This is a genomic window from Lentzea tibetensis, from assembly GCF_007845675.1.
GTDB classification, from domain to species: domain Bacteria; phylum Actinomycetota; class Actinomycetes; order Mycobacteriales; family Pseudonocardiaceae; genus Lentzea; species Lentzea tibetensis.
In genome coordinates this window covers 137144-156632 of the sequence record NZ_VOBR01000004.1, presented here as the reverse complement: position 1 = coordinate 156632, position 19489 = coordinate 137144, and the positions used below count along the sequence as shown (strand labels likewise).

Annotated in this window: 15 protein-coding genes; 6 read left to right on the top strand and 9 right to left on the bottom strand. The window is 70.4% G+C overall.

Translation table 11 applies throughout. From position 1 onward, the window contains the following. Positions 1-228: 228 nt before the first annotated feature. Both ptsP and FKR81_RS07095 read right to left on the bottom strand, forming a co-directional pair. Positions 229-1860, bottom strand: coding sequence for a phosphoenolpyruvate--protein phosphotransferase (ptsP, locus tag FKR81_RS07100; protein WP_146350130.1), 1632 nt, complete (start codon positions 1858-1860; stop codon positions 229-231). A gap of 47 nt (positions 1861-1907) precedes the next feature. After that, positions 1908-2756: a Dyp-type peroxidase gene (locus FKR81_RS07095; RefSeq protein WP_146350129.1), complete on the bottom strand. Its 849-nt coding sequence runs from the start codon at positions 2754-2756 to the stop codon at positions 1908-1910. Positions 2757-2832: 76 nt separating this feature from the next. Between FKR81_RS07095 and FKR81_RS07090 the strand changes: the two genes are divergently transcribed. Continuing rightward, the gene (locus FKR81_RS07090; protein ID WP_146350128.1) at positions 2833-4047 is read left to right on the top strand and encodes a right-handed parallel beta-helix repeat-containing protein; all 1215 of its coding nucleotides are present in this window, start codon (positions 2833-2835) and stop codon (positions 4045-4047) included. Further along, complete coding sequence (locus FKR81_RS07085) at positions 4044-4721, top strand: hypothetical protein (RefSeq protein WP_146350127.1); 678 nt, start codon at positions 4044-4046, stop codon at positions 4719-4721. Before FKR81_RS07090 ends, FKR81_RS07085 begins: the two co-directional genes overlap by 4 nt. Here the strand turns inward: FKR81_RS07085 and FKR81_RS07080 are convergent. After that, a complete protein-coding gene (locus FKR81_RS07080; RefSeq protein WP_235921358.1) occupies positions 4713-5567 on the bottom strand; it encodes a ribokinase in 855 nt (284 codons plus the stop codon). The two genes, FKR81_RS07085 and FKR81_RS07080, sit on opposite strands and share 9 nt — an antisense overlap. 41 nt (positions 5568-5608) lie before the next feature. Next, positions 5609-6568, bottom strand: coding sequence for a LacI family DNA-binding transcriptional regulator (locus tag FKR81_RS07075; RefSeq protein WP_235921393.1), 960 nt, complete (start codon positions 6566-6568; stop codon positions 5609-5611). Between the two features lie 102 nt (positions 6569-6670). Here FKR81_RS07075 and FKR81_RS07070 point away from each other — a divergent pair, with 102 nt between their 5' ends. Together FKR81_RS07070 and FKR81_RS07065 are read left to right on the top strand one after the other, a co-directional pair. Continuing rightward, entirely contained in the window at positions 6671-8449 is a 1779-nt protein-coding gene (locus FKR81_RS07070; protein WP_146350125.1) for a DUF2339 domain-containing protein, read from the top strand. Between the two features lie 215 nt (positions 8450-8664). Continuing rightward, positions 8665-9687: a YVTN family beta-propeller repeat protein gene (locus FKR81_RS07065; protein ID WP_146350124.1), complete on the top strand. Its 1023-nt coding sequence runs from the start codon at positions 8665-8667 to the stop codon at positions 9685-9687. Here FKR81_RS07065 and FKR81_RS07060 read toward each other — a convergent pair. Further along, positions 9684-11810, bottom strand: a complete 2127-nt coding sequence (locus tag FKR81_RS07060; RefSeq protein WP_146350123.1) for an MMPL family transporter — start codon at positions 11808-11810, stop codon at positions 9684-9686. The two genes, FKR81_RS07065 and FKR81_RS07060, sit on opposite strands and share 4 nt — an antisense overlap. A gap of 107 nt (positions 11811-11917) precedes the next feature. Here FKR81_RS07060 and FKR81_RS07055 point away from each other — a divergent pair, with 107 nt between their 5' ends. Next, positions 11918-12631 (top strand): TetR/AcrR family transcriptional regulator, encoded by a 714-nt coding sequence (locus tag FKR81_RS07055; RefSeq protein ID WP_146350122.1) that lies wholly within the window; start codon positions 11918-11920, stop codon positions 12629-12631. 3 nt (positions 12632-12634) lie between these two features. Here the strand turns inward: FKR81_RS07055 and leuS are convergent, their stop codons facing one another. Then, entirely contained in the window at positions 12635-15427 is a 2793-nt protein-coding gene (leuS, locus tag FKR81_RS07050) for a leucine--tRNA ligase (RefSeq protein WP_146350121.1), read from the bottom strand. A gap of 250 nt (positions 15428-15677) precedes the next feature. Here leuS and FKR81_RS07045 point away from each other — a divergent pair, with 250 nt between their 5' ends. Then, positions 15678-16082 (top strand): SdpI family protein, encoded by a 405-nt coding sequence (locus FKR81_RS07045; RefSeq protein ID WP_235921357.1) that lies wholly within the window; start codon positions 15678-15680, stop codon positions 16080-16082. Here FKR81_RS07045 and FKR81_RS07040 read toward each other — a convergent pair. Genes FKR81_RS07040 through FKR81_RS07030 form a run of 3 tightly spaced genes read right to left on the bottom strand, consistent with a single transcriptional unit; the run spans position 16079 to position 19484 of the window. Then, positions 16079-16717, bottom strand: a complete 639-nt coding sequence (locus FKR81_RS07040) for a hypothetical protein (RefSeq protein ID WP_146350120.1) — start codon at positions 16715-16717, stop codon at positions 16079-16081. The two genes, FKR81_RS07045 and FKR81_RS07040, sit on opposite strands and share 4 nt — an antisense overlap. Before the next feature lie 47 nt (positions 16718-16764). Further along, the gene (locus FKR81_RS07035; RefSeq protein WP_146350119.1) at positions 16765-17841 is read right to left on the bottom strand and encodes a class I SAM-dependent methyltransferase; all 1077 of its coding nucleotides are present in this window, start codon (positions 17839-17841) and stop codon (positions 16765-16767) included. Between the two features lie 47 nt (positions 17842-17888). Further along, complete coding sequence (locus FKR81_RS07030; protein ID WP_146350118.1) at positions 17889-19484, bottom strand: LuxR family transcriptional regulator; 1596 nt, start codon at positions 19482-19484, stop codon at positions 17889-17891. Positions 19485-19489: the final 5 nt, after the last annotated feature.

Sequence of the window (19489 nt, the reverse complement as noted above, 5' to 3'; positions counted from 1 at the left end):
CAGTCCACAGATCCGACATCCGCCAGAGATAGCCCCGACCACCCGCTGATCCGCCTGGCGCTCAAGCAACTGACACGAGCAGCCCCGAACTCGCACTGGCCGGCTCGAAGCCGCCCCAGGGCAGCCCCCACCCACCTCTGGGGGGGCGTCCCTGCTCCAGCCTACCAACATAACCGCTGGTCAAGGCGCCGCTCAGCGATCTGTGGACAACTAGCGGCCTGTGGACAACTAGTGCGGGGCGCGGGCGGCGAGCTTCGCTGAGCCGGGGTCGTGAGCGGCCAAAGCACCACGTGCCGCGAGCTGGCACAGGTCCATGCTGGAGGTGGCCAGCTTGGCGCCGACATCAGCCAACGCGGTGTGGTTCATCGACAGACTCGTGATGCCCAACCCGATCAGCACGCACGCGAGCAGCGGGTCGGCCGCGGCCTCACCGCAGACACCGACCGGCTTGCCCAAAGCGACACCGGCCTCGCCGACGAGCGCGATCAGCCGGAGCAGCGGCGGCTGCCACGGGTCGTTCAACGCGGCCACGCCACCGAGCTGGCGGTCGGCCGCGAACACGTACTGCGCCAGGTCGTTCGTGCCGATCGACACGAAGTCGACGACCTGCAGGATCTCGCGAGCGGCCAGCGCCGCGGCGGGTACCTCGACCATGACGCCCGCGCGGGCGATGCCTGCGGCGCGAGCTCGTTCGACGAACCAGGCGGCCTCGGACGCGAGCGCCACCATCGGCGCCATCACGGACACGTCGGCACCGGTCTGCGCGGCGGCCGCTGCGATGGCCGCGAGCTGGCGGTCCAGCACCTCCGGCCGGTCGAACGCGACTCGCAGGCCGCGCACGCCCAGCGCCGGGTTGGGCTCGGGGTCCGGGCTGAGGAACGCGAGCGGCTTGTCCGCGCCCGCGTCCAGGGTGCGCACGACGACCGGCTTGCCTGCGAACGGCGCGAGCACGGCCGCGTAGGCGGCGGTCTGCTCCTCCACCGAAGGCTCGTCGGACGCGTCGAGGAAGCAGAACTCGGTGCGGAAGAGGCCGACGCCCTCGGCTCCGGAGGCCGCGGCAGCGGCGGCGTCGGCGGGTGAGCCGACGTTGCCGAGCACCTTCACGCGGTGGCCGTCCTTGAGGATGCCGACGCCGTTCCACGTGGCGCGCTTGGTGGTCGCGGTGGCGCGGACCTTGCCGTCCGACTCGCGCACGACGCCGGTGTCGCCGTCGACCTCGAGGCCTGCGGTCTCCAGGCTCAGCACGCCCTTGCACGCGACGACGGCCGGGATGCCCAGCGAGCGGGCCAGGATCGCGGTGTGCGAGGTGGGGCCGCCCTCCTCGGTGACCAGCGCGAGCACCTTCGACGGGTCGAGTCCGGCGGTGTCGGCGGGTGCCAGGTCGCGGGCGACGAGGACGCTCGGCGAGGCGAGGTCCGGTACTCCGGGCGGGGCGAGCCCGAGCAGTTCGGCGACGACGCGGTCGCGGACGTCCTGCACGTCGCGGGCGCGTTCGGCCATGTAGCCGCCTGCGGCTTCCAGTGCGGTGACGAACTTCTGCGCCGCCTGGTGAACGGCGCGGGCGGCGGGCAGGCCGTCGTCGACCACGAGCTTCTCCGCCGACTTGATCAGCGACGGGTCACCGGCCATCGCGGCGGTCGTCTCCAGCACCGCGCGGGCGTCGCCCTCGACGTGCTTCGCGCGCTCCATCAGGCGCTGCGCGACGATCTCAGTGGCCGGCCTGATCCGCGAGGCCTCGGCCTTGGGATCGTCGGGACGCGGCCCGGCAGGCGGTTCGGGCAGCGACTCCGCCACCCGGACGACAGGACCGGAGGCCCGGCCAGAACTGACACCGACACCGTTCAGCCGCGCGCTCGACATGGTCTAGACCATACCCTTCGATGGAGAACCGGGGACGTCCAGTGTGACTAAGAAACGGGCGGAATGCGGAACGCCGCCGAACTCGTCGTCGTGGCGAACCTCAGCAGAGCATCACCGTCAACCATCCGAAACATGGTGTTGACGAACGTCTTCAGCTCGCGCTGGAACGAGATGAAGAGCAACCCGTCCGCGTAGTTGTACGAACGGCGCAGCATCAGGCCTGATCCGGACGACAACGGGTGCGCCCGGCGGACGTGCGCGTCGACCGGGATGAGGTACTGCCCGTCCGGCGTCTTCGCCATCAGGTTGACCTCGCCGGGACCGGACAGCGGCAGCGCCTCGTCCTTGCTCCTGCCGAAGATCCGCTCCTGCTCCTCGACCGGCAACGCGGTGAACCCGGCGACGTCGAGCCGCATCCGGCGCACCACCGCGATCGTCGACCCGTCCGGCAGCCACACCTCCTGCGCGAACTCGTCCGGCGTCTTCGGCACCACGATGCCGTCGACGAAGCCGAGCGTGTTCCGGTTGTCGTGCCTGCGGAAGCCCTGCTCCCGCCACCGCAGTCCACCCGAGGGGGAGAGCCGGCCGAACGCGTCCTGCACGGCGAGCGGGTCGTCGCCGCAGATCTGCAGCAACGTCCGCCCGCCGCGGTGCTGCGGCGCGACCTGGTCGCCGGGGAACTCGGGCAGCCCGTCGACACCACTCCCGACGGTGACCGTGACGGTTTCGCTGACCTGCGCCTTCGGCACCTCGGCCGCGTCCCACACGGAGATGTCGCAGTGCAGTTGCTGCGGCGTGACGACACCGGGCTGTCGTTGCGCGGGAGTGGCGCAACCGCTGAGTAGTCCGAGCGCCGCAGCACCGTGGAACAAACGGCGGCGCGAGAGTGGGCTCACCGGCCCAGTCTGACAGTCACTCTGGCGGGTGACGGCATGCGGGACTGGGCCGTTCGGCGCAGTAGGTTGACCGGCTGTGCGTTCGTTGACCGCTCTCGCCGTCGTTGTGCTCGCCGCTGGTTGCGCCTCGGCCGGCACCCCCCGCCTCGGCCCGACCGTCCAGGTTCCCCAGGACGTCGGGACGATCCAGGAGGCCGTCGACCGGGCTGCCGACGGTGCCACCGTCGTGGTGTCGCCGGGGGTCTACAAGGAGTCCGTGCAGATCAGGACGCCGAACCTGGTGCTGCGCGGCAAGTCGCGCGGCGAGGTCGTGATCGACGGGGAAGTGCGGCGCGCCAACGGGATCGTGGTCACCGCGCCGAACGTGACCGTGGAGAACCTGACGGTCCGCAACCACACGCTGAACGGTGTGCTGGTCACCGGGCTGTCCGAGAGCGGGGGGATGGGCCGCGGCAGCCAGGGCTACCAGAAGCTCGACCCGCAGAAGTTCCCTCCGCTGCAGGGTTTCCGCGTCGCGTACGTGACGGCCAGCAACAACGCGCTGTACGGCATCTACGCGTTCGACGCGCAGCACGGCGTGATCGAGCAGAGCTACGCGTCCGGCAGCGCGGACTCCGGCTTCTACGTCGGCCAGTGCAAGCCGTGCGACGTCGTCGTGCGGGACAACGTGGCCGAGCGCAACGCCGTCGGGTACGAGGGCACCAACGCGTCCGGGCAGATGTTCGTGCTGGGCAACAGGTTCGTCGGCAACCGCGTCGGCATGACCTCGAACTCGGACTACCAGGAGGCGCTGGTGCCGCAGACGGACGCGACGTTCGTCGGCAACCTGGTCGCCGCGAACGCCGAGGCGATGTCGCCCGCGCAGGCGGACGGCGCGTTCGGGCTCGGCGTCGGCATCGCGGGCGGCACGAAGAACCTGCTGTCCCGCAACCTGATCACCGGCAACCCCGGCATGGGGCTCGCGCTGGGCTCGTCGGAGGACATGCCGCCGGTGGACAACCGGTTCGCGGGCAACGTGATCACCGGCAACGGCACGGACGTCGTGTACGCGGCCTCCACGCGCGCCCCCGGTTCCGGGAACTGCTTCGACGACGGCAAGTGCTTCAGCGGTCCCGGTGTGGTGCTGCCCAGGGCCGCCGCGCCGCGCGGGATCCCGTTCAACCAGGTCGTCGCGCCACCACCGCAACCGGAGATGCCGAGCGGTGAGGCGAAACCGCGTGACCCGCGGGTCGACTCGTACTCCGTGCCGTCCGCGGACCTGCTCGCCGACCGCGCGGCGGTGCAGCTGTGAAGCGGTTCCTGGTCCTGCTGCTGGTGCTGACGGCGTGCGGTTCCGAGCCCGAGCCGCGTTCGCTGACCACGACCGAGGCCGAACGGCTGGCGCTCGTCCGCTTCACCAACTACTCGGCGGGCGTGCAGAAGTTCACCGCCGCGGTGCCGAGCGCGGGCGGCAAGCTCGTGCTCGACGGGCGGGTCGACTTCGTCAACCACCTCGGGTACGCGGGCATGCGGACCGACGGCCGCACGGACGAGTTCTCGCGCGGCCTGCTGATGTGGAACCTGGGGCGGCTGGCGTTCGCGATGAACCCGTCCGCCGTCGCGGTCGACCCGCCGCCGGACGCGGAGTGGCAGGTGCGCGAGCTGCAGGAGAAGGGTTCCGAGTTGGACGGCGCGCTGCGGCTGCTGGTCAACCTCGGCGCCGACCGGCCGGACAACGCGCAGCTGCTGCTGCAGAGCTCCGCCCGCTGGATGCGGTCCGACAAGATCGGTGACACCACCGTCGACGTGCTCGAAGGCCCGCAGCAGGCGGGCAAGAAGGCGTCCGACACCGCGCGGCTGCGCTACTGGGTCGACGCGGACGGCAAGCTGCGACGACTCGAAGCCCGGCTCGGCGACCAGACCGAGTTCGCCGTCTTCGACTTCACCGGATCCGGTGCGCCGCTGCCGAAACCGCCGTCAATCTAGGTCGGCGGCCGTCGGGTAGGACGGCTGCGCGCCCGCCTTGGCGACCGACAGCGCGGCCACCCGCACCGCGTAGGAAGCCGCTTCCTCCAACGCGTCCCCGGCCGCGAGACGTGCCGACAGAGCACCGGCGAACGCGTCACCGGCCCCCGTCGTGTCCACGACCTCGACGGACGGCGCGGCCACCTCGGTCACGCCCGCAGGCGTCACCACGGCCGCGCCGCGCGCGCCCAGCGTGACCACGACCGACTTGGGCCCCAGGTCCAGCAGCGCGGGGAACGAAGGTGCGAGCTGCGCGGCCTCGTGCTCGTTGACCACTAGAGGGTCGAGCACTGCCAGCGTCTCCGCGGGCAGGTCGGCCACCGGCGACAGGTTCAGCACCGGCCGCACACCGGCGGCCGCGGCGGCGGAAACGGCGTGCGCCACCGTCTCCAGCGGCACCTCGAGCGAACACGCCAGCACCCGCACGGACGACCAGTCCACCGCATCCACATCGGACGGTGCGACGGCCGAGTTCGCGCCGGGCGACACCACGATGGAGTTCTCGCCGTCCGGCGTGACCGTGATGTACGCGATGCCGGTCGGCCGCGAGGACGAGATCAGCAGCGACGTGTCGACACCCGACGACGACAGGGAATCCCGCAGCAGCGAGCCGTAGCCATCGGAACCGACGGCGCCGAGCAACGACACCGACGCGCCGATGCGCCCGGCGGCGACGGCCGTGTTGGCACCCTTCCCGCCCGGCATCACGACGGTGTCGCCGCCCAGCACGGTCTCGCCGCCCGCGGGCCGCCGCTCGACGGTGACGACCAGGTCGGCGTTCGCTGATCCCAGTACGAGGAGAGTCACTTCCCGAACTCTGCCACGTCGTTCTCGATCACGACCGGGAATCAGCACGACGCCCGGACGACGAGCCGGGCGCTGAGGTGGACGTCCTCCGGCTGGTCGCCGTTGACGAGCGCGAGCAGGCTGCGCGCCGCGGCACGCCCCATCTCGACGGTCGGCTGGGCGATCACCGTGACCGGCGGGTCGACCAGCGGGAACCACGGCTGGTCGTCGTACACGGCGACCGCCACGTCGTCCGGCACGCGCAGGCCTGCGCGGCGCAGCTCGGCCAGCGCGCCGAGTCCCATCAGGTTGTCCATGGCGACCAGCGCGGTCGCGTTCCGCTCGACCAGCACGGCCGCCGCCTGGCTGCCGCTGTCCTGCCGGAAGTCGCCGTGCACGACGAGGTCCTGGCTGAGCAGCGGGCCGAGCGCGGCCGCGAACGCGTCGAGGCGTTCGCGGCCGGTGCTGGTGTCGGCCGGTCCGGCGATCACGCCGATCCGGGTGTGTCCGGCGCCGACGAGCCGCCGGGCGAGCTGGGTGAGCGCGTCAGCGCCGTCGGCGCGGACCACGGGGCACGTCGCGCCCCGCACGGTCCGGTCGAGCAGCACGAGCGGCACGCCTCCCGCTACGACCTCGCGCACCAGGCTCGGGTCATCGGTGGCGGGGCAGAGCAGGAGCCCGTCCACCCGGCGGTCGAGCAGGGTGCGCACGTAGGTCGCTTCCTGCTCGGCGTTCTCGTCGGCGTTCCCGATCACGACGCAGTAGCCGTGTGACCGGGCTTCGTCCTCGACCGCTCGGGCGATCTCGGCGAAGAACGGGTTGAGCAGGTCGCTGATGACCAGCCCCAGTGTTTTCGTGCTGGTGGTGCGCAACGACCGGGCCAGTGCGTTCGGCCGGTAGCCGAGCTCGTCGATCGCGGCCAGCACGCGGGTGCGGGTCGCCTGCGTCGGCGCGGCGTGGCCGTTGAGCACGCGCGACACGGTGGCCGTGGAGACCCCCGCGTGCTGCGCGACGTCCCTCATGGTCGTCACGAGGGGCTAGTCAATCGATTACACACTCCTTGGTCAAATCGGATGAGTAGCTGTACTGATGCTTTCCACCCCGCCTGGCCTCACAGTGATCCCATGACAGGTCAGGACCGCTTTGCCGACGAGCTCGCCGCCATCGGGCAGCGCCTCGTCGCGATCAGCGCGGAGCTGCGCGTGCCGCTCCCCGCGCCGGCCCCGATGCCCGCGCCCGTGCAGATGCCGGCTCCTCAGCCGGCCTTCCCGCCGCCGCCACAGCCGGTGCCGCAGCCTCAGCAGGCGTTCCCGCCGCAGTGGGCACCGCCGCAGCCGCCACCGCCGCGCGAGTCCGTGCTGGAGAAGCTCGGCAAGGACGGCGCGGGCAGCAAGCTGCTCGCCTGGGTCGGTGGCGCGATCACCGTGCTCGGCGTCGTGATGCTGCTGGTGCTCGCCGTGCAGCGCGGTTACCTCGGCCCGCTGCCTCGGGTGCTCGCGGGCGCGGTCTTCAGCGGCGTCCTGATCGGCATCGGCCTGCGCCTGCACCGGACGCCCGCGTCGCGCACCGGCGCGTTCGCGCTGGTCGCGACCGGTATCGCCGGGATGTACCTGGACGTCATCGCGGCGACCTCGCTGTACGAGTACCTGCCGGGCTGGGCCGGTCTGCTCGTCGGGCTCGCGGTCGCCGGTGGCGGCCTGTGGCTCGCGATGCGCTGGGACTCGCCGGTGCTGGCGACCGGCGTGGTCGCCGCGTGCGCGTTCTGCGCGCCGGTGCTCACCGACGGGTTCACGCCGATGCTCGTGGCGTTCCTGCTGGTGCTGAAGATGGCGAGCACCCCGATCCAGCTGCAGCGCAGCTGGCCGTCGCTGGCGGTCGCCGGTGGCGTGCCGCCGATCATCGCGTCCATCGCGGCGACCGGGACGCACGTCGGCACCCCCGAGGCGTGGGCGACGGCGGGCATGGCCGTGCTCACCGCCGTGCTGGGCGTCGGCGTGGCCATCCTGACCGTGCGGCGCAGGCCGGACGACGTGGTGCCGGTGCTGCTGGTCGCGGGCTCGGCGTTCCCCGCGCTCATCGCGACGTCGCTGCTGGAGAAGCCCGTGGCGAGCGCGCTCGCCGGTGTGGTCGCGGCCGCGCTGCTCGCGCTGTGGATGGTCCCCGACCTGCCGCGCCCGTTCGCGACGTCGGCCGGTGCGGTCGGCATGCTCGCGCTGTTCCAGGCGACCGTGATCGCGCTGGACGGCACGTCGCGCACCGCGGTCGTGCTCGCCGAGGCGGTGCTGCTGGCGTTCGTCGCGGTGAAGCTGGAGCGCAGGAGCGCGCTGCTGGCGTCCGCGGTGTTCGGTGCGATCGGCCTGCTGATGACGCTCGCGGGTGCGGTTCCGCCGCGCTGGCTGCTCGACTCACCGGGTTTCGTCGCCACCGCCGATCTGGTGGCCGGGATGGTGACCGCGCTCGTGCTCGCGGTATTCGCGGGAGTGCTGCCGTGGGCCGCCACGAAGTTGAGCGTCGTTCGCGAGCCCGGAAAGCACCCGGTGCCGTGGTTCGCCTCCGGTGTGGTGTTGCTGTACGGCGCGGCTGGATTCGTCCTGTGCGCCGCATTGCTGTTGTCGCCGGACGAGACCGGCTTCCTGTTCGGTCACTCCGTGGTCACGGTTTCGTGGACGATCGCGGCGCTCGTTCTGCTCGTGCGCGGTATCGACGTGCTCCCGCTGCGGGTCGCCGGACTCGTTCTCGTGGGCGCGGCGGTGCTGAAACTGCTGCTCTTCGACCTGGCCGCGCTGGATGGAATCGCGCGGGTCGCGGCCTTCCTCGGCGCCGGTCTGGTGCTCCTGACCGCGGGCACGCGCTACGCCAAGTTGGTTGCGAACAGAAAAATTTCCGCGAACGGCTGGTCGTAAGGGTCCAAAGTGGTATTTCATGCGTCAATCTGTTGATGGGGGACGGACCGCCCGGCGTCGCGCACGCCGGGAGGAGCCCGGTGCCGGTCGTTTCGCCCCCCGAGCGATCGGCGCCGGGCGCTTTTAGAGCCCAGATACTTCGACGGGGGAATTAGTTCACTCTCCAGGGTGAAGGAAGTGGATCGAAAGCACCCGGAAGTGTTCCCATTCGCGACATGGCAAGAGCACGCCTGGTGGCCGTGTTGTTGACGCTGTCGGCGGCCGTCGCGGCGATTGGTGTCGGATCGCAGACACCGGTGAATCACACAGCGAGTGGATCGTCGGGCCGCGCCTACGTGGTCGGACGAACCGGGCTCGTCCAGGTGATCGACACGGAGCACGGCACGATCCTCTCGACGGCGGACACGACCGGCCGCGCGACCGGCGTCGCCGTGTCGCCGGACGGCGAGCGGCTGTACGTGGTGAACGGCTGGTCCGGCTCGATCGCGGTGGTGAACCCGCGCACGGGCGCCGTGGTCGACCGGATGCACACGCAGGTCCAGCTCGCCCAGGCGGCGATGCGGCCGGACGGCGAGCGGCTGTACGTGACCGCGGCGGGCAGCGTGGCCGTGGTGGAGCCGCAGACGTTCCGGCTGGTCGCGGCGATCAGGGTCGGCGGGCAGCCGCAGGGTCTCGCGGTGTCGCCGGACGGGCGGGTGCTCTACGTGGCGAACGCGCAGGACGGCACCGTCAGCGTCGTCGACACCGAGACCGCCAGCCAGCTCAGGACGATCAAGGTCGGTGGGCTGCCGCAGCAGGTGGCGATCTCGCCGGACGGCGCGTTCCTGTACGTCAGCGGCATGCGGCTGGGTGCGCAGACGCCCGGCACGCTGACCGTCATCGACACGGCGAAGAGCGAGGTCGTCGGCTCGATCCCGGTCGGGAAGGGTGCGGGCAGCGTCGCGGTCACGCCGGACGGCGCGACCGTCTACGTGGCGCTGCCGAAGGAACGCGCGGTCGCCGTGGTCGACGTGGCGACGCGGACCGTGCGCCGGACGCTGGCGATCGCGGCCCCCGGCGTCGCGACGGCACCGGGGGACCGGCGGATCTTCCTGGCCACCGGCTCGACGACCACCGTGCTGGACAGCGCGGACGACGCGGTCCTCAGCAGGTACTCGTTGAGCTCGACCGGGTTCGCCGGTCCCCGCGGCCGCGACTTCGACGCGACCATGATCGCTTTCGCTCCGACGGCTGGTTAGCCGACCGGTTGCGGGGTGCGCTCGAGCCGGGCGAGCTCCTCGTCCGGGTCGTCGCCCTCGTGGATCGCCATCCGCTCCTGGATGCGGCGCAGCGGGCCGGGAGCCCACCAGACCGCGTTGCCGAGCATCTTCATCACGGCCGGGACGAGCAACATGCGGACGATCGTCGCGTCGAGCACCAGCGCGAGGATCATGCCGACGCCGACGAACCGCATCATCGCGACCTGCGAGAACGCGAACGCACCCGTGACGACGATCAGCAGCAGCGCGGCGGCGGTGATCACCCGGCCGGTCTTGGCGAGACCCGTGGTGACCGCCTCCTCGGTCGACGCGCCCTTGCCGCGCGCCTCGACCATGCGGGACAGCAGGAACACCTCGTAGTCCGTCGACAGGCCGAACACGACGGCCGCCATCAGCACGACGATGCCGGACTCCAGCGGTGCGGGCGTGACGCCGAGCCACGACGCGCCGTGGCCCTCCTGGAAGATCCACACCAGCACGCCGAACGTCGCCGACAGGCTGAACGCGCTCATCAGCACCGCCTTGAGCGGCAGCACGACCGAGCCGAACGCCAGGAACATCAGCACCAGCGTCGCGCCGACCAGCAGGGCGATCATCAACGGCAGCTTCGCCGCGATCGCGTCGAGACTGTCGCTGACCACCGCGGTGTTGCCGCCGACGTACATCTCGGCACCGACCGGCGGTTCGAGCGCGCGGACGTCCTTCAGCGCCTGCTTGGACTGCTCGCTCAGCGCGTCGCTGTCGAGCCCGGCGGACAGCAGCCACGTGCCGTCCTTCGGCTCGGCACCCGGCCGGACCTCGCCGACGCCCTGGACGTCACCGATCCTCTTCATGAGGTCCTGCATCGCCACCGGGTCGTCGGCGCCGGTGATCACGATCTTGAAGCCGCTGCTGGACAGCGCGGAGAAGTTCTTGTTGATCGTCTCGACGGCGACCCGCGCGGAGTTGCCCTCGGGCAGGACCTTCTCGGTGACCTGGCCGAACTGGACGCCGAGGAACGGCGCGCCGAGGCCGAGCAGCACGGCGACGATCGGCACCGCGATGAGCACCGGGCGCTTCATGACCTTGCCCGCGAGCTTGCGCCAGCCGTTCTCGCTCGGCTGCTTCTTCCGCCACGGCAGGGACAGCTTGTCGACCCGGTGGCCGAGGATGCCGAGCAACGCGGGCAGCAGGGTCAGCGAGACGACCGCCGCGATCGCGACCGCGGACATGCCGCCGTAGCTCAGCGACTTGAGGAAGCCCTGCGGGAACAGCAGCAGGCCGGCCAGCGCGATGACCAGCAGCGTCGCCGAGAACACGACGGTGCGACCGGCCGAGCCGACGGTGCGGCGCACGGCGTCCTCGGTGCTGCGGCCCGCGGCGAGCTCCTCGCGGAACCGGCCGACCATGAAGAGGCCGTAGTCGATCGCCATGCCGAGCCCCAGCAGGCTGGCGACGTTGACCGCGAACGAGTTGACCGTGACGCCGAGCGAGATCGCGTGCAGCACGCCGAGCGAGCCCATGATCGCGAGACCGCCGACGAGCACCGGCAGCGACGCGGCGACGAGGCCGCCGAAGATGACGACGAGCAGGATCAGCACCAGCGGCAGCGAGACGGCCTCGGCCTTGGTGAGGTCGTCCTGCGACATCTCGCTGATGGCCTTCTGCGTCGGCACGAGCCCGCCGACCTGCTCGGTGAGCCCGTCGATGTCGAGCAGCGGCGCGAGGTCCTTGTACAGCTTGATCTGCGTGTTCGAGTCGCTGGACGTCAGCGTGATCGCGACGAGCGCCTGCTTGCGGTCGTCCGACGGCACCGGCCCGACGGCCTTGGACACGAGGTCCTTCGACAGGCCGCCGACGTGGTCCGCGATCTTCTTCTGCACCAGCGGATCCGCGATGTCGCCGCCGTAGACGACGAACACGTCACCGCCCTGGCGGCCGAACGTCTGCTCGGCGATCTGGTTCGCGCGGGCGGCCTCGCTGGTCGGGGCTTCATAACCACCTTGACTCAGCTTGTCGAACACGCCGAGTCCCCACACACCTCCGACGACAGCGAGCAGTACCGTCGCGACGAGCACCACCCAGCGGCGGCGGTATGCCAGCGACCCCCACTTCGCGAACATGCGCGTCCCTCCTGGGTTACGGTTGAGTAAAAGGCGTCAACTTTGTAAACACCGTTCACTGAACCGTACGTGGTCACGGACGGGGCTTACAACCCGATGGAGTGAATATGACCGAGGCCACTCGCCGAGAACGGCTACGCGCTGAAACCGAGCGTGAGATTCGGCAGGCGGCTCGCACACTCCTCGTCACACAGGGTCGAGAAGCTGTCACGCTGCGTGCCATCGCCCGGGAGCTGGGGATCACCGCCCCCGCGCTCTACCGGTACTACAACTCGCACGAGGACCTGCTGCGCCAGCTGTGCGACGACATCTGCCAGGACATGTCGCACGAGCTCTACAAGGACATCGCCGACCTCGGCGAGGACCAGGTCCGCGACCAGGTCAGGGCGGTGTGCCACGCGTTCCGCCGGTGGGCGCTCGCGCACCCGCAGGAGTTCTCACTGGTGTTCGCGTCGCCGCAGGACGCGCTGGGGCCCAAGCCCGACCAGTTCGGCTCGGTGTTCCTCGAGGTGGCGGCACGGCTCATCGCCAGCCACCCGGCACCGGAGCAGGAGCACGCCGACGTGCCCTCGACGTTGCACGGCGACCTGGCGTCGTTCCAGGAGGTGCTGATCCAGGCCGTCGCTTCGCACGGCTGCGAGGTGAGCGCCGCGGAGCTCAGCCTGGGCGCGATCTACCACATCGTGCAGTCGTGGGTCCGGCTCTACGGGCACGTCGCGCTGGAGGTGTTCGGACGCTTCCCGTTCGCCGTGGCCAACCCCGAGCCGATGTTCGACCGCATGATCGATCAGATGCTGACGGACATCGGCTTCGGGGACTAGCGGTTACAGCACGACGTTGACCAGGCGGCCGGGCACCACGATGACCTTCTTCGGGGTCCCGCCCGCGACCAGCTCGGCCACCTTCTCCTCGGCCAGCGCGGCGGCCTTGACCTCGTCCTGTCCGAACGAGGCGGGCACGACGACCCGCGACCGCACCTTGCCGTTGACCTGGATCGGGTACTCGACGGTGTCCTCGACCAGGTACTTCTCCTCGGCGGCCGGGAACGGCCCGTGCGCCAGCGAGTCCGCGTGGCCCAGCTTGGCCCACAGCTCCTCGGCGACGTGCGGGCTCAGCGGAGCCAGCATCAGCGCCATCGCCTCGGCCAGCACGCGCGGCGTGCCCGCGGAGTAGTGCTTGGTGACGAAGTTGTTCAGCTCGATCAGCTTCGCGCCCGCCGTGTTGTAGCGCAGGTTCGCGTAGTCGTCGTGCACGCCGGCGATCGTCTTGTGCAGCAGCCGCAGCGCTTCCTCGGACGGTGCGTCCTCGGTGACCCTCGTCGACCCGTCGGCCTCGTCGACCAGGTTGCGCCACAGCCGCTGCAAGAACCGCTGTGCGCCGACGACGTCCTTCGTGGCCCAGGGACGAGAGACGTCCATCGGGCCCATCGACATCTCGTAGAACCGGAAGACGTCCGCGCCGTACGTCTCCGCCATCTCGTCCGGCGTGACCACGTTCTTCAGGCTCTTGCCCATCTTCCCGTACTCGCGCTTGACCTCTTCACCCTCGTAGAAGAACTTGCCGTCCTCCTCGGTGACGTGCTCAGCGGGCACGTAGGAACCACGCGCGTCGGTGTACGCGTACGCCTGGATGTAGCCCTGGTTGAACAGGCGGCGGTACGGCTCGTCACCGGACAGGTGGCCCAGGTCGAACAGCACCTTCTGCCAGAAGCGCGAGTACAGCAGGTGCAGCACCGCGTGCTCGACGCCGCCGATGTACAGGTCGACGCCGCCGGGGTCGTTCGAGCCGTGCTGCTCGGTGCGCGGACCCAGCCAGTACTTCTCGTTCTCCGCGTTGACGAACCGCTCGGTCTCGGTCGGGTCGACGTAGCGCAGCTGGTACCAGCACGAACCGGCCCAGTTGGGCATCGTGTTCGTGTCGCGGCGGTACTTCTTCGGCCCGTCGCCCAGGTCCAGCTCGACCTCGGTCCACTCGGTGGCGCGGGACAGCGGAGGCGACGGCTCGCTGTTCGCGTCCTCCGGCTCGAACGTCCGCGGCGAGTAGTCGTCGACCTCGGGCAGCTCGATCGGCAGCATCGACTCGGGCAGCGCGATGGGCGCGCCGTCCTCGTCGTAGACGACCGGGAACGGCTCACCCCAGTAGCGCTGCCGCGAGAACAGCCAGTCGCGCAGCTTGTACTGGACGGTGCCCTCGCCGCAGCCCTGCTCCTCCAGCCACGTGATGATCGTCTTCTTGGCCTCGGCGATGTCCATGCCGTCCAGGCTGAGTCCATTTTCTTGGCGCGAGTTGATCGCGGGGCCCTGCCCCGTGTACGCGTCGCCCTCGAAACCCTCGGACGGCTGCACGGTGCGGATGATGGGCAGGTCGAACTTCGTCGCGAAGTCCCAGTCGCGCTGGTCCTGGCCGGGCACGGCCATGATCGCGCCGGTGCCGTAGCCCATCAGCACGTAGTCCGCGACGTAGACCGGGATTTCCTGGCCGTTCACCGGGTTCACCGCGTAGGCGCCGGTGAAGACGCCGGTCTTCTCCTTGTTCTCCTGACGGTCCAGTTCGGACTTCAGGGACGCGGCGCGCCGGTACGCGGCGATGTCTGCCACGCGATCGGGCGTCGCAATCTGGTCCACCAGCTGGTGTTCCGGTGCCAGGACCATGTAGGTCGCGCCGAACAACGTGTCCGGACGGGTCGTGAAGACCTCAATGTTCTCGTCTCCCACCGCGAATCGGACTCGGGCACCGTGCGAGCGGCCGATCCAGTTCCGCTGCATGGCCTTGACTTTTTCCGGCCAGTCCAGCCGGTCCAGGTCGTCGATCAACCGGTCGGAGTACGCAGTGATGCGCATCATCCACTGGCGCAGGTTCCGCCGGAAGACCGGGAAGTTGCCGCGCTCACTGCGACCGTCGGCCGTGACTTCCTCGTTCGCCAGCACCGTACCCAGTCCGGGGCACCAGTTCACCGGCGCCTCGGACAGATAAGCCAGACGGTACCGCCCCAGCTCCTGCTGCTGGTCCTTTTTGGTCAGCTCGGCCCAGGGACGACCGTCCGAGGTGGACCGCGAGCCGTCGGCGAAGGCGGACTCCAGCTCGGTGATCGGACGAGCCTGCTTCAGATCCGCGTCGTACCAGGAGTTGAAGATCTGCAGGAAGATCCACTGGGTCCACTTGTAGTAGCCGGGGTCGATCGTCGAGATGCGGCGCCGCTCGTCGTGGCCCAGTCCCAGCCTGCGGATCTGCCGCAGGTACGTCTGGATGTTGTCCTCAGTGGTCTTGCGCGGGTGCTGGCCGGTCTGCACCGCGTACTGCTCCGCGGGCAGGCCGAACGCGTCGAAGCCCATCGTGTGCAGCACGTTGCGGCCGTTCATCCGGTGGTACCGGGCGAAGACGTCCGTGCCGATGAAGCCCAGCGGGTGCCCCACGTGCAGGCCGGCGCCCGACGGGTACGGGAACATGTCCTGGACGAACAGCTTGTCGTCCGGGACGTCGCCCTTGAGCGGTCCAACGGGGTTGGGCGCGTGGTAGGTGCCGTGCTCTTCCCAGTACTGCTGCCACCGCTGCTCGATCTTGCCTGCCAGCTCTGCGGTGTAGCGGTGGGCGGGGATCTCCGCCGCGTCGGTGCTCATCGAACGTCCCTCTCCATCAAGTACCTGCCCCTGACATGACGAAACCCCTCAGCCCAGACAGGCATGAGGGGTTGCCGCGCCGACCGTCTTCCGATCAGGTCTGCGCGGCTAAATAAGGAGCAGGCGGGCCGTGCTCATGTCCTCAACGGTATCAGCGCGCCGCAAGGCCGGAGCCCTCGGGCATGGCGTGCAGCACACCGCGGCGGGCCCGATGCGACGGTTCCGGCGGGTCGGACCTACCCTCGAACGCGTGAACATCGTGCTGCCTGTCGTACTCGGCCCGCTCGGCGTCGTCCTCGCGGCCGTCGGAATCCTGGGTCTGCAGGGCAAGCTCCACCGCAACCGGTTCGTCGGGGTGCGGACGGGCGCGGCGCTGCGCGACGAGGACACGTTCCAGCTGGCCAACCGGGTCGCCGGTCTGCCGAACCTGGTCGCGGGCCTCGTGGCACTCGGTGCCGGCCTCGGCACGTTCCTCGTGCCCGCCGCCGCCGTGACGGTCGGCCTGATCGGACTCGTCGGCGCGCTCGCGATCGCGGTCGCCGGTGGGGTCATGGGCCACCGCGCCGCCGAGGCGCTGCCGGCTCCCGAGGCTCCCAAGGGTTGTGGCGGCTGCGCCTGCGGTGGCGGCGGCTGCTCGCCTCTCGCGGGTCTCTAGGGCTCCCAGACGTCGACCGTGAAGGCGTAGTCCTTCAACGGCGGCAGGGACGAGCCGTCGGGTGCGACGGGCGTCACCTCGTCGATGGCCAGGTGGACGATCTTGCCCAGCTTGGTCTTCAGGCACAGGTGCTTGCCCTTCACCAGCGGCATCTCGTTCCTGATCAGCTCGTGAGTGATCGGATTCCGCAACGGGTTCGTCTCGCTCGCCTGCGCGCAGTCCTCGGCCGACGAGGGCGGCGTGTCCAACTGGGCCATGCCACCCTCGACGACCATGATGCCTGTGCACGACTGGTAGCTCAGATCAGCGGTTTCCCGGTGGATCTCGGGGACGTTCGGTGCGACCTTCATCGTGTCGAAGTCGATCTCCGCCTTGCCCATGCAGCCCTGCCCCGGTGATGGCAGCGTCAGCTGCTTCCCCGACACGACCTTCTTGCCAGCCGATCCGGCCGACGACGCCGTCGTGCTCGCGGACGCCTGTGTCGTGGTCGTCGTCGTACCGGCCTGGCTCTGATTCTTGCTGGTTCCGGCTAAGTTGATCACCGCGACGACGATCGCGAAGATGCCCGCGATCACCGCACCGACGATCGGCCCGACCCAGCTCCGATCCTTCTTGGTTTCTTCCTTCGCTGCCACCGATGTTCCCCTCGCTCGACACGGGCGGGCGTCATGGTGGCACGTGATCACCCGCCGTTGGCCTTTGATTCACGTGAAACCACGAACACGGCGTTCGACGGGTCTCCCGGCGCGTCGTGCCGGACGGCCTGTCCGAAACCGGCGTCGCTGAGCATCGTCCGCGCCAGCTGTTCGCCCCACGCCGTGCCGAGGCCCGCTCCGCCCTCGGCCAGCGACACCGTCAGGCAGTGCAGCGTGCTGACCGAGTACAGGAACCCGGCCATCGGGTTGCCGATGTTGTCCTCGAGGTTGCTGGACGCGGCGGGCTCCGCCATCAGGTAGGTGCCGTCCGGCGCGAGTGCCGAGTGGATCGCCCGCAACGCGCCCGCTGGATCCGCCTGGTCGTGGATCGCGTCGAAGGTCATGATCAGGTCGAACGGCGTGTCGACCGCCAGCGCCGCCGCATCGCACACCTCGAACCGCACGTTGGGCAGCCCGAGCGCTTCCTCACGAGCGACCGCGATCGCCTCGGCCGAGATGTCGTAGCCCACGAACACCGAGGCGGGGAACTCCCGCGCCAGCACGACCAGCGCGTGCCCGCTCCCGCACCCGACGTCGGCCAGCCGGCAGCCCGCGACGAGCCGCTCGCGCAGTCCCGGCACGAGCGGCACGTACGACGACACCAGGTGCTGGTCGTAGATGCCGCGGCTGAGGCTGTCCATCACGCCGGTGAACTCCGGCCGGAACGCCGAGTACGGCACGCCGCCGCCGGTGCGGAACGCGTCCGCGACCTCGTGCACGTGCTTGCCGAGGTGCGTCGTGAGCTGGGCGAGCACGGCGAGGTTCTCGGCGCCGGCCCCGGTCAGGCACGCGGCGTGCTCGGCGGGGAGCGAGTAGGTCCCGTCCGAGTACGTGAAGATCCCGGCCGACGTCAGCGCGCCGAGCCACTCCCGCACGTAGCGCTCGGACAGCCCGGCTCTCGCGGCCAGCTCACCGGAAGTCAGGGAAGAGCCGTCCGCGGCCGCCTCGAACAGGCCGGTGCGGTACCCGATGTCGACCATGAAGGTCAGCATCCCGTCGCTGTAGAGGCCGAAGACGCGTCCCGCGAACTCCTCGACCCGTTGTTCATCAAGGGCGATGGTCATGCCACCACACTGGCACCGACCAGCGGAAACAGCATCGGTGAGCTCACCTATTCACCGGCGGACATGCGCACCGCCTCGGCCGCAGCTTCCGCCCGTCCGCGCAGGCCGAGCTTCGCCAGCACCCGCGCGACGTGGTGCTCGACGGTCTTGCGGCTCAGGCACAGCCGCGCGGCGATCGCCGGGTTGGACAGCCCCTCGCCCAGCAGCACGAGCACCTCGCGTTCCCGCTTGGTCAACGCCCCCGCGCCGCGCGGGCCGAGCCGGGCCGCGTGCACGCCGAGCGAACGCAGCAGCGCCGCGGCGGCGTCGGCGTCACCGGAAGCACCCAGCTCCTCGAACACGCCCAGCGCGGTGAACGCCTCGGACTCGGCCACCTCGGGTTCGGCGAGAGCGGCGATCAGCATCCGGGTCCTGGCCGCCTCGAGCGGCATCTCCAGCTTGAGGAACGCCGACAGCGCGCGGTTCAGCGCACGGGTGTCACCGGTCGCCCTGCCGACCAGCCGCTCACCGCGTGCGGAGATCACCAGGCAGTCCAACGACACCAGCGCACGCCCGCGTTCGGCGGCGGCGGACGCCTGCCCGGACGCGATCTCCGCCTCGCCGAACAGCTCGTGCAGCAGTGCGCTCTCCAGCGGCGCCGCGACCTCGTCCAACCGGCGCCGCAGCACCGACACGGCGAGGCTCGGATGCCCGCGCACCAGGTGGATCCGGGCCACCACACCGGCGGCGGACCCGTGTTCGGCGAAGTCCGCGACCAGTCGTTCGGCCTCCTCGACCCGGCCCTGCGCCAGCCGCAGCTCTGCCAGGTACGTGAGCGCCTGCCGCTGGTAGACGGGGACGGAACCGCGCGAGATCTCGATCGCCGCCCGCAGCTCTTCCTCGGCGCGCGGCCAGTCGCCGGTCGCGACCAGCACGCTGCCGTAGTACATCCGGCACTCGGCGTAGAGGAACGGGCAGCCGTAGCGCTGCGTGAACCGGTCCGACGCGCGGATCCACTCGACGACCCGGCCGAACTCGGCGGACTGCGTGCACGAGGTGATCATGTTGCAGCTGCAGAGCACGACCGTGTCCAGCGACGAGCCCTCACCGGCGAGCGACCCGGCCATCGACTCGTCGAGCCAGGTCAGGCCCTCGCCGACCCGGCCCTGGCGCACCAGCGCGGCGCCGATCTCGCTCAACGAGCACAGCTCGAGGTCGCGGTCACCGGACGAACGGGCGTGGTCGAGAGCCGCGCGGGCGAACGACTCACCGGCGACCGGATCGGCACCGACGAACGACCGCACCAGCAGCAGCCAGCCGCGCACCTCGTCGAGGCCGGACTCCTCGATCAGCCGGGTGGCGCGGGCGAGCCAGCCGAGCGTGACGGCCTCGTCGCCGACGTGCTTCCAGTGATCGGCGCAGAGGCCCAGCGCGGTGACCGCGGCCATGACCAGGTCGACGTCCCTGAGCAGCACGTACGCGCGTTCCCGCCGGGCCATCGAGCCGGCGAGGTCACCGAGCCACCACAGCGCGTCGGCCAGTCCGGCCAGTGCCGCGGGGTGCTCCTCGAGCTCGAGGGCGGCGGTGAACGACCGCGAGGCAGCCGCCCAGTCGCCGGTCCGCAACGCGCCTGAGCCCTCAGCGACGAGCGCCTCGGCCTCCACGTGCC